9 protein-coding genes and 5 pseudogenes are annotated in these 15,189 nt (G+C 68.0%); 8 read left to right on the top strand and 6 right to left on the bottom strand.

The window, feature by feature from the left end; translation table 11 throughout:
• Positions 1–359: 359 nt before the first annotated feature.
• From FNH08_RS09210 to FNH08_RS09185, 6 genes are all read left to right on the top strand, one after another.
• Positions 360–548, top strand: coding sequence for a hypothetical protein (locus tag FNH08_RS09210; protein WP_152770903.1), 189 nt, complete (start codon positions 360–362; stop codon positions 546–548).
• A gap of 135 nt (positions 549–683) precedes the next feature.
• Positions 684–1,517, top strand: coding sequence for an alpha/beta fold hydrolase (locus FNH08_RS09205; protein WP_152770902.1), 834 nt, complete (start codon positions 684–686; stop codon positions 1,515–1,517).
• Positions 1,518–1,536: 19 nt separating this feature from the next.
• Positions 1,537–2,442, top strand: a complete 906-nt coding sequence (locus tag FNH08_RS09200) for an alpha/beta fold hydrolase (RefSeq protein ID WP_152770901.1) — start codon at positions 1,537–1,539, stop codon at positions 2,440–2,442.
• The gene (locus tag FNH08_RS09195; RefSeq protein WP_152770900.1) at positions 2,439–3,968 is read left to right on the top strand and encodes an FAD-dependent oxidoreductase; all 1,530 of its coding nucleotides are present in this window, start codon (positions 2,439–2,441) and stop codon (positions 3,966–3,968) included. The genes FNH08_RS09200 and FNH08_RS09195 overlap by 4 nt, the downstream gene beginning before the upstream one ends.
• 59 nt (positions 3,969–4,027) lie before the next feature.
• Entirely contained in the window at positions 4,028–5,353 is a 1,326-nt protein-coding gene (locus tag FNH08_RS09190; protein ID WP_152770899.1) for an amidohydrolase family protein, read from the top strand.
• Between the two features lie 123 nt (positions 5,354–5,476).
• Positions 5,477–6,028 carry a TetR/AcrR family transcriptional regulator gene (locus FNH08_RS09185; protein WP_152770898.1) on the top strand — a complete coding sequence of 184 codons (552 nt, stop codon included), beginning with the start codon at positions 5,477–5,479 and terminating at the stop codon, positions 6,026–6,028.
• 843 nt (positions 6,029–6,871) lie between these two features.
• Here the strand turns inward: FNH08_RS09185 and FNH08_RS09180 are convergent.
• Together FNH08_RS09180 and FNH08_RS09170 are read right to left on the bottom strand one after the other, a co-directional pair.
• A complete protein-coding gene (locus FNH08_RS09180) occupies positions 6,872–7,498 on the bottom strand; it encodes a TetR/AcrR family transcriptional regulator (protein ID WP_322724079.1) in 627 nt (208 codons plus the stop codon).
• A 514-nt stretch (positions 7,499–8,012) separates the two neighbouring features.
• Positions 8,013–9,247, bottom strand: a pseudogene (locus FNH08_RS09170) (IS701 family transposase).
• A gap of 175 nt (positions 9,248–9,422) precedes the next feature.
• Here FNH08_RS09170 and FNH08_RS09165 point away from each other — a divergent pair.
• Positions 9,423–9,920 (top strand): SRPBCC family protein, encoded by a 498-nt coding sequence (locus tag FNH08_RS09165; protein WP_322724072.1) that lies wholly within the window; start codon positions 9,423–9,425, stop codon positions 9,918–9,920.
• Between the two features lie 737 nt (positions 9,921–10,657).
• On the opposite strand, the gene FNH08_RS53950 is transcribed toward FNH08_RS09165, so the two are convergent.
• From FNH08_RS53950 to FNH08_RS09145, 4 genes and pseudogenes are all read right to left on the bottom strand, one after another.
• The gene (locus tag FNH08_RS53950) at positions 10,658–11,470 is read right to left on the bottom strand and encodes an alpha/beta fold hydrolase (RefSeq protein ID WP_407704346.1); all 813 of its coding nucleotides are present in this window, start codon (positions 11,468–11,470) and stop codon (positions 10,658–10,660) included.
• Between the two features lie 454 nt (positions 11,471–11,924).
• A pseudogene (locus FNH08_RS09155) lies at positions 11,925–12,416 on the bottom strand (helix-turn-helix domain-containing protein); the annotation flags it as partial.
• A 34-nt stretch (positions 12,417–12,450) separates the two neighbouring features.
• Positions 12,451–12,622 (bottom strand): annotated as a pseudogene (locus tag FNH08_RS51740) (helix-turn-helix domain-containing protein); the annotation flags it as partial.
• An 88-nt stretch (positions 12,623–12,710) separates the two neighbouring features.
• Positions 12,711–13,139: pseudogene (locus FNH08_RS09145) on the bottom strand (transposase); the annotation flags it as partial.
• Positions 13,140–14,378: 1,239 nt separating this feature from the next.
• On the opposite strand from FNH08_RS09145, the pseudogene FNH08_RS09140 reads away from it, so the two are divergent.
• A pseudogene (locus FNH08_RS09140) lies at positions 14,379–15,189 on the top strand (helix-hairpin-helix domain-containing protein); the annotation flags it as partial.

Here is a 15,189-nt window from a genome sequence, read left to right as displayed (position 1 = left end):
GCCGCCAGCCTCCACGTACCAATCAACTCGGCTCCCAGGGTGCGACCCTCATCGACGGCGTCAAGAGCGCTTTCATGGAAGGCCTGTCCGCTTCCGTGAGCGACGTGAGTGTCCTCGTTGTCGCCGCAGCGGTCGGCGCCCTACTGAGCGCACCGAAGGCACCGCCAACAGCCGACTGACCCCAGCAGTGAGGTCAGCGAGGCACAGGCACGCACCTGCACCTCGCTGACCCTGGTGTCAGCGGCGACGATCGAGATACTGCGGGCCAGGCCCTCACTGATCGGGCGCAGACACCCAAAGCAGCATCGAGGGCGTCGGGCCAGCAGCGGCAGCCACGGCAGCGGCATGGCCTGTCCTGCATGGCCAACGTATCCACGCCCTTCGCCCCTGTCGGGCACCAGACGCCTCCCAGCAGACTGCGGGCGCATACGCCGATAACGATCGTCAGGTCCACCGCGGGCGAACAGCCGCCGCCCGGCGGCGACCTCAAGCCGCCGAACATGCTGGTCGACCGCCGACCGACACGGTCCGAGGCCATGCCGGGATGAGCGTCGCACACGGCTCCGGACGCCACCCCGGCGAGGCGCCCCCGAAGCGTGCGCTCGACGTCGCAGACCGCGATGCCGCGACTGCCCAGGACTTGCACTTGACACGATCACCTTATCGGTAACAGTGTATCCATTATGAGTACCTGGTCTGAGCCGCAGCCCGATTCCCGGTTCGTCGTGGTGGGTGGATTGCGGATCCACTACAAACGCGCCGGCGGCGGCCCGGCACTCGTCCTGCTGCACGGCAGCGCGTCGTCGCTTCAGCACTTCGACCGTGCGGCGGACCTGCTGTCGGAGTCGTTCGACGTCATCCGCCCCGACCTGCCGGGGTTCGGCCTGACAGGCCCTCGCGTGGACCGCGACTACCGCATCCCGGCCTATGCCGCGACGGTGGCGGACTTCCTGGAGACGCTGGGCGTGCCGCGCTACGCGGTGGCGGGCAATTCACTGGGCGGCAACATCGCCTGGAACCTCGCGCTGAACCACCCGGAGCGGCTGACCGGCCTGGTGCTGGTAAACGCCACCGGATACCCGGAGAAAGAGATACCGGCCGGCATGCGCCTGACACGCAACCCACTACTGCGCCCCCTGCTGCGGCGGGTGATGCCGCGCGGCGCCATCGAACGCAACCTGCGCTCGAACGTCGGCTCGCACTCGACGATCGTGGACGACGCCATGGTGGACCGCGCCCACCAGCTCATGAACCGGCCCGGGAACCGCTCGGCCTTCGTCGACTTCTGCAACACGGACCAGCCCGACCGCAGCGCGCAGATCCCCCACATCACGACACCCACGCTGGTACTGCGCAGCGCGGACATCGACGGCCAGCACTTCACCCGTGACATCCCCGGCGCCGCAGAGCTGGTGCACCCCCGCGGCGGTCACCTGCTGCCCGAAGAGGAGCCCCAGTGGGTCTCGGACGCGATCGCGAAGTTCCTGCGCTCCTCCACCGACACCCCCACGCACTGAGGCCAAGGAGGCCCGTTCCATGAAGTACTTCGTCGCACAGGGCGAGGACCGACGGCTCACCGCCGAATCGCGGCAAGCCCTGCGCGGCAGTTTCGTCGAACTCTCCGACGGCGTCACGCACTACGAACTGAAGGGCCCCGAGGACGGCGAGACGGTCGTGATGGCGGGCGGCCTGACCGTCCCGCTCTTCTACTGGGACGGCCTCGTCACCAAGCTGAACGCCCGCGGGCTGCGCACTCTGACCTGCAGCGCGTACGGCCGCGGCTACTCGGACCGGGTGCGGGCGCGATACGACGAAACCCTCTTCGCGCGACAGCTGACCGAGTTGACCGAACAGCTCGGCCTGATCACGCGCCCGCTGCATCTCGTGGGCACCTCCATGGGGGCGCTGGTCGCCATGAACTACGCCGCCCGGCATCGCTCGTTGGTGTCCACCCTGACCATCGTCGGCCCCGCCGGTCTCGCGAAACCGCGGCCGACCTCCCCTCACCGGATACTGCGCAACGATCTGCTGGCCGGTATCGTCGCCCGGCGGCGCGGCCGCCGGATACTCCAGGAGCACCTCGGGCACAACGTCCGCGACCCCGAGCTCGGCTCGAAACTGACGGACATGGTCCTCGACGCCTTTCGCTTCGAGGGTTCGCTGTACGCGGTCTTCGACACGCTGCAACACCTGCCGGTCTCCGGCCGTGACGACCTCTTCCGGCAGACGGGCGCACTGGGCATTCCCACGCTGCTCCTGTGGGGCGACGAGGACGACGTCACGCCCTTGGCCCACCTCGACACGGCTCGCGCCCTGCTGAAGCCCCAGCATCGTCATGTCATTCCCGAGTGCGGGCACATGGCCCCATTTGAACGCCCGCGCCACGTCGCCGATCAGATCGTCCCGTTCGTGGCCGCACGCGCCGAAAGGCTCGACTCATGAACAACCCGCAGGTCGTCGACGTCCTGGTCATCGGTGCGGGCCCTTCGGGCTCCGCTGTGGCGATCGACCTCGTACGGCGGGGACTCGATGTACGGATCATCGACAGGTCTCCCCATGCCTTCGAGGGGTCCCGCGCCAAGGGCGTCCAGCCCCGCAGCCTCGAAGTCCTCGAAGACCTCGGCGCCCTCGACGAGGTGCTGGCCGGCGGCAGCACCTATCCCAGGCTCGGGATCCATGCGGGCCCCCTCGCCGTGCCCTGGAAGATGTTCACCCACAGGGACGCGACCCCGGACGTCCCCTACCCGAACACCTGGCTGATCCCTCAGTTCCGCACGGACCGCGCACTGCACGCCCGGCTCAGCGAACTCGGCCGTGAGATCGGGTTCGGCAGGGAGCTGACCGAGCTGACGCAGGACGAGGACACGGTGGTCGCCAAGGTGGCGGGCGCGGACGGCACCGGGGAGATCGTCGCCCGGTACGTCGTAGGCGCTGACGGCGGTTCCAGCGCGGTCCGCAAGCAACTCGGCATCGGTTTCGTCGGGACGACGCACGAGAGCGACCGGATGCTCATCGTCGATGCCACCGTGACCGGGCTGGCCCGCAACCGGTGGCACATGTGGCCCGGCCGCGGCGGCAAGCGGATCGGCGCCTGCCCGCTCCCCGGCAGCGACATGTTCCAGTGGATGATCAGCTTCGGGCCCGACGAGGAACCGCCCTCGGACAAGGACGACATCCTCCAGCGGATCCACTCCCACACCCGCGACCGGCGCATTCAGTTGCACGACATCCACTGGACGTCGGTGTTCCGACCGAACATCCGCCTGGCGGAGAACTATGGCCGAGGACGTGTCTTCCTCGTCGGTGACGCCGCGCACGTCCACACCCCGGCCGGTGCCCAGGGCCTGAACACGGGCATGCAGGACGGCTACAACCTCGGCTGGAAAATCAGTCAGACCCTCGCCGGGGCGAGCGCGGCACTGCTGGACACCTACGAGGCGGAAAGGCAGCCGATCGCGGCCGGGGTGCTGGGCCTGTCCACGGCGAAGTGGGGAGGCATCGCCAAGCTCGACCCGTCGAGCATGAAGCGGGGCAAGGACGAGCAGCAACTCGCCCTGACCTACTACGGCGGTCCGCTCGCTCCCGCCGACGGCATGCGTACCTCGACGCTGCGCGTGGGTGACCGCGCCCCGGACGCCGAGCTGCTTCGTGCCGACGGGACCGGGACCCGGCTGTTCGACGTCTGCCGCGGGCCGCACTTCACTGCCATCGCCTACGGCGCGGGTGCCGCCCGCGACCTCGCAGTGCTCCCCTGGCCAACAGCCGGCGCTCAGCTGAAGCGGCTGACGGTCGGGGCGCGTGCCGCCGACAACCTCACCCTTTCCGACCCTGAGAACACGCTGAAGGACGCTTACGGCCTGGACGGCGACACGCTGGTGCTGATCCGTCCCGACGGCTACATCGGGCACATCGCCACCCGGGACTTCCTCACCACCACACGATCCGCCGCGCGGGCAATGACGCCATAAGCAAGGAGCCGCACCATGTCCCAGCAGAGCCACACCTCCCCCGGCTGGAGGCCCACCGCATGAGTCGCGTACTGCTGCGCGGGGCGCAGGTCATCACGATGGTGCCGGGCCGTCCGGACGCCGAGCACGCCGATGTCCTCGTCGACGGTGACCGCATCGCCGCCGTCGGCGAGAACATCGAGGCGCCCGACACCGAAATCGTCGACTTCTCCGGCCGCATCGTCATCCCCGGCCTGGTCAACGCCCACCTGCACACCTGGCAGACCGCTCTGCGCTCCGCGGGCGCCGACTGGACGCTGATGGAGTACCTCACCCACCTCCACGGCGAGTGCGTGGGGCACTACACCCCGGCCGACATGCACATCAGCAATCTCGCCGGCGCCCTGAACCAGCTCAACTGCGGCACGACCACCCTCGGCGACTGGTGTCACAACGCCCTGTCGCCCGAGCACGCCGACGCCGCCGTCGAAGGCCTGGCCCAGGCAGGCATCCGTGCCGTCTTCCTGCACGGCACGCCCTACCGCGCGCCGGACACCCCCCACCCCCTCACCGAGATCGACCGGCTGCTCGAGGGCCCTGTCCGCGACCACGCCCTCCTCACCCTGGGCATGGCCCTGCAGGGGCCGCAGTACTCCTCGCCCGAGACGGCGGTCGCCGATTTCCGAGCCGGCTCGGAACGCGGCCTCGTCGTTTCCATGCACCAGAGCGGCGGAGAACCCGCACCCGGCTGGGAAGCGGTGCGCGCCGCCGGACTGTTCAGCCCTCTGACCAACATCGTGCACGGGGTCGACCTGCCCGACGACTGGCTCAAGATGCTCCTCGAAGCGGGCGTCACCTTCACCACCACCCCGGAGAACGAACTGGGCCAAGGACACGGCACGCCCATCACCGGGTCCCTGCTGCGCCTGCACGCGGCGCCCTCCCTGGGCACCGACATCGACACCGCCGTACCCGGCAAGCTCCTCACCGCAGCCCGCATCGCCCTGGCCCACCAGCGCGGCCTGGACCACGCCCAACACCGACAGGAGACCGGCATGCACGCCAACACCGCTTCGGTCACCGCCAAACAGGCACTGGCCTGGGCCACGGTCGAAGGGGCAAAGGCGCTGGGCCTGGCCGACCGGGTGGGCCGGATCGAGGTGGGCATGCAAGCCGATCTGGTCGCCGTCGACGCCCGGGCTTTCAACCTGTGGCCGGCACACGACCCGGTCGCCACGGTCCTGCACGCCGACATCGCCAACATCGAAGCGGTGATGGTCGCCGGCACCTGGCGCAAACGCGATCACGCCCCGCTCACGTCCCAACTCGCCGACGTCAAAGACCAGCTCCGCGAGTCCGGAGAGCGGCTGCTGCGCAGCATCGGGCCCGCAGGCCCTCAGGCCTGACACCCCCAACAGGCTCGAAGCAGGAACCGCGTGCCGGCGGACACGGCACTCCTTCCTCGCCGGCACGACGGCCGCCGTCCCCAGCCCTCGGATCCGCGCCCCCTACACACAGCAGAAGGCGACGTGAACAGGACCATGACGGCGACGACAGGCACGACCCACGACCCTCTGCGTCAGGAGCAGATCGTCCAGGCCGCCGTCGTCCTTCTGGACGAGGGCGGCATCGAGAACCTGACCATGCGAAGGGTCGGCAGTCGTCTCGGCATCACCGGGGCGGCACTGTACTGGCACATCAAGAGCAGACACGAACTGCTCCTGCTGGCCGTCGACAGCGTGTGGGGGCAGGCTCCACTCTGTCTCGACGGCCTCCCATGGCGTGCGGCCGTCCTGGCCATGGCCGACAACCTGCGTTCGATGTGTGTCCGGCACCCCTGGCTCCTGACCGCCATGACGATCCAACCGCTCGACGGCCCCGCCAGGCATCGCCATGACCAACACCTCCTCGCGGTCTGCCAAACGGCCGGACTCACCAGGCAGGACGCCGAGCAAGCCGCCCAGAGCATCATCGCGTTCGCGATCGGCTCCGCACTCGCGGCCACCCCTCGCCCGTATGTGTCCTTCGGACTGCAGTCGATTCTCGACGGCGTCGAAGCCGGGCTCACCGCCCATGCCTGACCCAACACGGCAATCCCCTCTTCGGCACCACTTCCAAGACAGCGGACGGCCGAGCGGGTTGAATCGCTCGCCGATGAAGACGTCGACGGGCTGGTGCTGAGCAACAGATACAGGGCTTCGACCCAGCCCGGCGGCCCCTCAGGCTCATGGTGTGGCATTCGCAACCGTCGACACCGCGCGATCTCACGTCGTGCCGTCAGGCTGCGCAGTACACCGTCGTCGCCCAGGGAGAGCTCGATCTTCTCGCCGTCCAGGCCCGGGGCGCCCAGCTAGGGAATGGACCGGCCCTTCCCAGAGGTGCGGTCGTGGACCGACCGCGATGTCGCCCTGCCCGCCGCGCATGGCCTCCTCCAGGTCCCGGCGGTGTGAGTAGTCGTGCAGCCGCAGCAATGTCGAGTGCCAGCGTGCCGCGGACGGCGGCAGGATGCCCGAGGCGAGGGACCGCACGGTCAGGACAGGGACGTCGCCTTCGCGGCCCTCGACCACCTCGTGTACCGAGTCTACGAGCCGGAACAGGGCATGAGCGAAGTGGTGGACCGCCTGGCGGGCCACTTCGGGTTCACTCCGCGTGCCGTGGCGCGCACGGGCCAGGTGTAGGCCGCACTTCTGTTCGCGGTCGAGGGGATCGGGGTGACGGTACCGCTGCGCTGGTCGCGCCATGCACGGCGGATCGGGTCCGGCTACTTCCGGGAGCTGGGGTTTTCAGCAGAAAGCTCCCTTCCCAACTGGCGGAACGTTACCGGGACATGCTCACCTCCGTGGAGCTGCCACTGACCGCGGAGCGCGATCTGCCCGAAGGAGCGGTCCGTTTCCAGAACTCGTCCTAGTGATCACGTCGCTCGGTCAGACCTCGTTGCGCAGGCGGGCAAGCCCGCTGAGAAGCAGGTCGAGGCCGAATGAGAACTCGTCCTCGATCGGAACCGGCATCACCCCGGCAACGGCGACGGTGGCCGGGAACAGGTCAGGATCCACGCTCTGAAAGGCGGCCTCCGCCTGCATGTCGTCGGGTCGTCCTGCGCCGCCATGCCCGTTGACCTGTACGGCGAACCCGAGGACGTAGCGGGCCAGAGTCGCGTACGCGTACGCGGCAACTCGCGGCGGGAAACCACAGTCGAGCAACACCGCGACACAGCTCTCCCGCAGCGCCATGGCGTTCGGCCCCAGCGGAATCTGCTCGACCATCAAGCGCGCCGCGTTCCGGTGCCGGGCCAAGGCGTCGAACATGGTGTGCGCGACCGTCCGCAGCGCCCGCTCCCAGCCCATCGCGAGGAGCTCGTCGCCGTTCAGCTCCACGACGCCGAACATGCGGTCCACTACATGAGCGACCAGGGCCGCCCGGTTGTCGAAGTGCCGATACAGCGTCGCCGTGCCCGACCCCAGACGCTGAGCCAGCGTCCGCATCGACAGAGCGTCGGAGCCGTCCTCGTCCACGATCCGCAGTGCTGTAGCGACGATGCGCTCCAACGGCACCGGCGGCCGCCCAGGAGAACGCCGAGCCGACGCCGCGCCCGCCCGCGCAGGAACAGGTTCTGCCACGGAACGTCCCACCTCCTCAAGCAGCCATAACAGCAACACCGTAACCGATATGAAGCCCAGCGATCCGACGAGGAGTCTGATCATCCTCCCAGCACGGGACTGTAAGTGAGTGCTGAGGGGACCAGCACGACCGGTCCGCCGAGTTGCTGGTGGGCGGTCTGGATGAGGTCGCGGTAGTCATTCCAGGAGAAGCTCGTACGCCCGTCGGGCCGGGCATCGGAACAGGGCCGGTAGATCAGCCTCGAAGGGCTCGCCCGCCTTGTAACAGACCAGTTTACCTGCCCCTAGCAGGCGACCACAGACACTCAGCCCCTGTTCAGCGGCTCGCCGGTCTGACTGCTAGCCGCGCCGCCCTCATCCGCGAGGCGATCCAGTGCGCGGTTTCACTGCATCCTGACCAGCGGTGACACGCTCAACAGCCTAGTACTCCAGCCGTAGATCTTGATCTTCATGGGGTCTGGGCTGTTTGTCGCAGGTAGTGGCCGTTGCGGGCGCGGGCTTGGTGTCGTCGTCGCCAGTCGGACCATCGAAGCCGGTGAGCCGGGCCGTGGGCGGGCTGGGCCATCAGCGTGGTGAACAAATGCTGGATCTCGTTGCGGGTCAAGGGGATCAGCCCGTCCGGGGACGGGTGGCGGGCCTGTTCCTGTGCGGCGGTCACGACGAGGAAGGCGTGCGCAAGCATCGCGAGGGTGACCCACCGGCGCCAGGACGTCCACCGTCTGACCTGGTGTTGAGTGCGGCCAGCCCCTTTCCGGACTGGAAGGTTTCCTCGATCGCCCATCGGCGTCCGGCGACGCGCACGAGGGTGGCCAGGGGAACGGCAGCGGGTGAGTAGCATCGGTAGAAGGCGAGTTCGCCAGTGCGGCGGTTGCGCCGGATCAGCAGTTGGTGGTGGCCGGGGCGGACGTCGGTGATGTCGGCCACAGCCCAGTCGTAGAAGCGCAGTCCCTTGGCTCCGGTGCCTGCGGAGCGTTGCTGCCAGGCCCGTTTGGGCAGCTTCCTGGCCAGGGCGTCGGCCCGGAGCTTCCCGGCGTGGGTGGGGATCTGGTGGTCACAGGCGACGGCGAGGACGTAGCCGGTCTGCCGGGCTTCGAGTGCGGTGCGCAGGTGCGGGTTGGCACCGTAGACCTCGTCACCAGTGACCCAGGCGGCGTGGATGCCGGCGTCCAGGGTGCGCGTGATCAGCGTAGTGGCCAGAGCCGGCTTGGTGGAGAAGCCGATCTCGGCGGGGATCCCGGCTGCCTGGCAGCGGTCCGGGTCATCGGTCCACGAGCGCGGGACGTACAGCTCCCGGTCGATCGCGGCGTGTCCGGCCGGAGTTGAGTAGACGAGGTAGACGGCAACCTGGGAGTTTTCGATGCGGCCCGCGGTGCCGGTGTACTGGCGCTGCACGCCGACCGTATGGGTACCCTTCTTCAGATCGCCGGTCTCGTCGACGACCAATACGGCGTCCTGGCCGCCGAGGTGCTCAACGATGTATCCGCGCAGGTCGTCGCGGACTGCCTCGACGTCCCACTTAGCCCGGGCCAGCAGGTGCTGCAGGCCGTCCGGTGTGGCGTGTCCGGCATGCTCGGCGATCGTCCAGCAATTCTTCCGTGGCAGGTCCGACAACAGTCCCAGGACTAGGGACCGTGCGCGACGTCGCGGTTCGACCCGCGCGAAGCGACCCGCGATCCGGCCCATCAGGACATCGAACAGGTCCCGCCAGCGAGCGGGGTCTACGCTATGGCCTGCGGCCACCGCTTGATCTTCGTTTGTCCACACAACACGCGATGATCACCGGTGGCCGCACCTGCCCCCACACCGCCCCTGACCTGTGAGATCGCAGCCTGCGGCGGGGATACATAGGATAAGTGCGGTGGTCAATCCCGACGCCTTCGGCCGGAGGAGGTTCGTGATGACGCACGATGGCGGGCTGAGGCTGCACATGCAACGTGTCCTCCGCGCACCGCGTCCGGTCGTATTCCGAGCGTTGACCGAACCGCAGGAATTGGCCAAGTGGTGGGGCCCCGACGGGTTCACCACCCCGGATGTGGAAAGCGACCTTCGGCCAGGAGGTGGTTACCGGATCGCGATGCAGCCTCCGGAAGGCGATCGGTTCTACCTGGTGGGGGAATTCCTTGTGGTCAACCCTCCGGAACGCCTGTCCTACACCTTCCGGTGGGAGGATCCCGATCCCGAGGATCGGGAGACGGTGGTGACGCTGTCCCTTCGCGATATCGGCGGTACCTCGGCCGAGCTGGTCTTCAGCCAGGGCGACTTCGCCACTGAGCGGCGCCAAGCTCTTCACGAGGAAGGCTGGACTCAGAGCCTCAACAAGCTGGAGGAGCTGATGTCGTCGGTTGCGTCGACCTGAGTTCTTAGCCGGTGGGAGGGGCCCGGCGCAGGCCGTACCTGCCTTCACACCGCCCCTGACCAGCGAGATTGCGATCTACGGCTGGAGTACTAAAAGGGTGCGGATTCGACCCGGATTCGACCCGAGGGTCCCAGAATCCAAAACGAACAGTAGTTGACCTGCAGTGATGCTGATTCTTGCCGCTGTACCGAGCATCCACCGACAGGGGAGTTTCACAATTGGAACTAGGTGGACATTTGTGGGCGATTAACGCAGCGTAGCGAGTAGTCGCACTCGCCGTCGCCGCCGCAGGCTCCCCCGAGCGCGAACCACATGGTCGCACCACGCGACCCTCCGCTCTGGCGACTAGGCGTTGACGGAACAGGGCTCTGACCAGCCCCTTTACAGAAGTTCTTCCGTCTGACAGAAGCCGTCTTGCCGGCCGGTGCAAGCCTCACGACCCTGATTCCAACCACGGCACGCGGGGCGACGGAGCCCCGCCAACAGGGACGGGAACTGCCATGCCGCACATCACCGCTTTTGCCAGAAACCAGTGGTAAAGCTAGCGAACCTTTCTGACCTGCGCTTATGCGAGGCGATGAGGCTGTGACCTGCTAGGACGGGTTGCAGAGGCGATCGGAGGCAGTCAGAGGAAACCGCTCTGATTCGACCCCGGTTCGACCCGGGTCGCTCGGAGGCAGTCAGAGGCAGCGGCCTCTGCAACAGGCCTCTGGGGGACCTGAGTTGACCGGCGTGGATCAAGAGTGGACCACTCTGGCGGGGCTCTGTTTCGACCTCGGTCGAGCTGCGATGGGGACGCCTGCCTCCGCTCGGGGCCGGTATGACGAGGGCCTCCAGGACGGCAATCCTGGGGACCTTTCTGGCGCCGATGGAGGTCGGTTCCGGGCACCACCCGTGGTTTTAGCGGGCCCGGCCGTCGGTGGCCACGCGCCATTCGGTGTCAGGGCGGCCGCTGGCCGGGTCAAGGACGCGCCCGCCCGGGGCGTGCCACGTGGCGGGAATCTGCGGAGATGCGCTGCGAGGCGTTGACGTGCCTGAGGGTCCTGGCGCATCCGACGGGTCTGCCATGACGTGCGCATCTCGGTCCCGGCCTCGTGCAGCCGGTTGAGAACCGTGCCGTACGACAGGCCACTGGTTCCCGGGCCACCGCCTACCGGAACCTTGCGACGCCTGGCCGACCACGGCCGGCCGGCCTGCTCGGCCAGAAGCGCCGCCAGCCGGTCCGGGGCGGAGAAAAAGGGGGAGTGGTCGCAGTCGATCTCGATGCTCTCGGTGGCGTGTGCCGCGCATTCGCGCTGAGCCCCGACCCGGACCGTCCGGTCCTTCGTGCAGACCACGTATACGGACGGCGCGGACGGGTCGACGGTCGCGCGCGGCTCTTCCGTGGTCAAGAGCATCGCGCCTCGCGCCCTGGAGGGCTTCGGTACCAGCCTGCCGGATGCGGTTCCCGGCACGACCGCGCCCGGATCAGCTTGGCGGCCTCGTCGCCGGGCACTCCGGTTGGCCACCAAGCAGATCCGAACGATCCGTCCCCTTCGCTCCACCCGCATTACCGGGCCTCATCGCTACTACGAGACGGTCCGCCCCCGTGCCCCGCATCGGTACTCGACTCCTCGCGGTTTTGTCCGCTTGGGGTTCTCCCTCTCGCCTCCGGCCCAACGGGCCGGCGGCAGTATCGGGGCGACAGGTTCCCACGTTCCATGCAAGAGCCCGGGCCAGACTCGCGCCGCCTCCATGCCGGACGCCGTCCGGGCAGTCAGCAGGCTCCCCCCGGACTTGTCCCGGAGCCCAGATCATGCCCCGGTTTCGACGCCACTGAGAAAATTTACGACACGTCATCAGCGGTTCGCTCACGCTCGCCTTTCTGACACTTAACCGGCGCAGCCTGCGGTGGTTTGGGATCTCCCCCTGCAGGGCGACCCCGGAGGACCTACCTCCATCTCTCGCACAGCACCGCTTCCAGAGGCAGCTACCTCAGCGCCTCCTTCAGCGTTCGTGGCACACGATCTGCGACTTCTCGTCCACCGAGAGCACGACCGCCCCCTCGGGCGGGTTGAAGTACAGGCCGACAACGTCGTAAACCTTCTCCACGAACAACGGGTCCGTCGACAGCTTGAAGGTGTCTGTCAGATGCGGTTTGAGCTGGAACTTCCGCCAGATCCGGCCGACGGTGGACTTCGACAGGCCGCTGTGTTCCGCCATCGTCTTGCGCGACCAGTGGGTGGCGTTCTTCGGGATCTCCTCCAGCGTTGTGACCACGACCGCTTCCACCTGCTCAACGCTGATGGTGGGCGGCCGGCCCGGCCGGGGCTCGTCGACCAGGCCGTCGAGCCGCCCTGCACACGCCAGCACGATCCGCGCGCGCAGGGCCAGTGCCTGCGCCGACGACGCCCGCCGCGTCCACCGCTCCAACACCGCCCGCTCGTCATCAGACAGCAGCAGCGGTTCCAGCTTCGGGCCCCGACGAGGAACCGACGCACCAGCAGCAGAAGTCACGCAACTACTAACGATCAACTACTGGCGCAGGACACTAGCGGGCCGCCTGAAACGTACGCCGGTACGCCTGGGGTGAGATGCCGATCGCCGCGTGCAGGTGCTGGCGCAGGGAGGTGCTCCTGGGGAAGCCGAACCCGGTCGGCGATCTGGTCCACCGACAGGTCGCTCGGCTCCAGCAGGTCCCGGGCTCGGGCTACACGCTGCTGCGACGACCGCGGTGGCCGTGCCCAGGAGTTCAGGGCCTCTGCACGGCGAGCTGGAGGTCATCGGCCGGTTGGGCTTTAAGGGGTCCTTTCAGAATGCTGGATTCTTTCGGGCGAGGGTCACGCAGTGGGCGAGCTGGAGGAAGGCGTCGTGCATGTCGTCGCGTGCTTCCCAGCGGATCCGCAGTCGGCGGGGGCCGTGGAGCCAGGCGATGGCGGACTCGGCAACCCATCGGATTTACCCCAGGCCCGAGCCGTGCGGCTCGCCGCGCCGGGCGATCTTCGGTGTGATGCCGCGTTCGCGCAGCCGGCGGCGGTAGATGTCGTGGTCGTAGCCGCGGTCGGCGTATAACGTGCGGGGCTTGCGCCGAGGCCTGCCTCGTTTGCCACGTACCGGCGGCAGGCCGTCGACCAGGGGCAGGAGCTGGGTGATGTCGTTGCGGTGACCGCCGGTCAGGGACACGCGCAACGGGGTGCCGCAGGCGTCGGTCAGCACGTGGTGTTTCGAGCCCGGCCGTGCGCACGAGCTTGCCGATCGAATACCACTTCAAGGCGCATGAGTGACGAAGCATGTGGGTACTGCAGACGAAGCCTTCCAACCCCAGCGCCTCGATCCGCTCGTTCGCGGCCTTGAACGTGTGCTCCCAGCCGGTCCAGACCCGCGGCAGTCCGTCCTCGTTCAACCACAAGGCGACCGGCTCCAGCCCCTGCTCGGTCCGGCGAAACAGCCGCAGCCGGGTCAACTTCCCAACGTCGTTCCACAGCCACTTCTCAGTGCCACCCTCCGGGCGCTCCAAGGTGACCGCGTCGGTCCCGTGGGTGGCAAGCACCGTGCGCCGGTCCTGGACACGCTCGTAGCGTCCCGCCTGTTGAGCCCTGCGGACTGCGGCCGCCCGCGGCCCCTCCATGTAGGACAAGCCCCCCCTCATCGCGCTCTGCGGTGTCCAGTACGGGTGTCCGTAGCCTTTTTTCGCGCAGGCATCGGCAAGGTGGCCCGCGTAGTAGTGCCGCCGTCGGTCGTAGTGCGGAAGCTCCGGAATCACGACACTTGCCCACTCGGCGACTCGGAGCCCGTTGCCAAAGAGGCCCTGACAGAACGCGGTGTCGCGCTGCTCGTTGCGGCCCCGCCACCACTGGTCGGGACGCCCGTCCAGGTCCATGCCGCGAATGCCAAGGGCAAGCCAGCGGGCGAAGCCTGCAGGGTCGAACCACTTGACGTTCGACCTCCGTGCGATCGGGGGCGCATCGAAGTCCTCGAACGGGTTGGCGATCCCGTACTTTCGGCCGACCCACCTGTAGAACTTCTTCAAGCCGGCGAGGTCCCGGGAGAAGGAGTTCGTCTGAATGCGCTCGCCGTTCGCCGGGTCCGTGACACGCCAGAAGGAACTCTTCCGCGTGATCCTCGGTGGCCTCCCACCACTGCGCGCCGAGGATGTGCAGGAAGTTGAGCCACACCACCAGAGAGTATGAGTAATCCTTCTCCGTCTCCCTACCCAGATTGCGCCACTTCGCCGAGGTCAGGCAGGCATTGACTCGCGGATCAGGCCGTCCGTCCGGGCCCAGCACGAACCCCTGCCTGTGACGAGCCCCGCGTAGCCGTGCCCGTTGTGCAAGATCCTCAACACCCCCGACAAGGAACGGCTCCAGCTCTCCAAGATCGCGTTTCAGATCGAGCCGGTGAGTTGCCAGTGCCTCGGGATGTCCAGTTCCTCTGTCACACCCTCTTCAACGAAGCTGAACAACAACAGTCACTCGACAAAGAATGCCGGCCGTCGAGAAGATCACCCGACTGCTGGAGGTCGAGTGGAACGTCGGCCGCACCGGCATCATCGCCCCCCGCGGTGTGCTGGAGCCGGTCGAGATCGACGGCGCCACCATCACCTACGCCACCCTCCACAACCCGGGCGACATCACCCGCCGCGACCTGCGTCTGGGTGATCACGTCATGGTCCACCGGGCCGGAGACGTCATCCCCCGCATCGAAGCCCCCGTCGCCCACCTGCGCACCGGCGACGAACAGCCCATCGCCTTTCCCGAGGTGTGCCCCCGCTGTGGTACCGGCATCGACACCAGCGAGCAGCGCTGGCGCTGCGAGAACGGCCGCAACAGCCACCTCGTCGCTTCTCTCTCCTACGCCGCCGGCCGCGGCCAGCTCGACATCGAAGGCCTGGGTCACACCCGCGTCGTCCAGCTCGTCGAAGCCGGCCTCGTCGCGGATCTCGCCGACCTGTTCACCCTCACCCGCGACCAGCTCCTGAGCCTGGAGCGGATGGGCGAGACCAGCACCGACAACCTCCTCGCCGCGATCAGCGCCGCCAAGGAGCAGCCGCTGTCACGGGTGCTGTGCGCGCTCGGGATCCGCGGCACCGGCCGCTCGATGTCCCGCCGTATCGCCCGGTACTTCGCCACCATGGACACCATCCGCGCCGCCGACGCCGAAGGGATGCAGCAGGTCTAGGGCATCGGCACCGAGAAGGCCCCCTCCATCGTCGCCGAACTCGCCGAACTCGCCCCGCTCATCGACAAACTCACCGCGGCCGGGGTGAACATGACCGAGCCCGGCGCCACCC

The organism is Streptomyces spongiae, assembly GCF_009377185.1.
Classification (GTDB): Bacteria; Actinomycetota; Actinomycetes; order Streptomycetales; family Streptomycetaceae; genus Streptomyces; species Streptomyces spongiae.
This window is presented reverse-complemented; position numbering and strand designations above follow the sequence as displayed.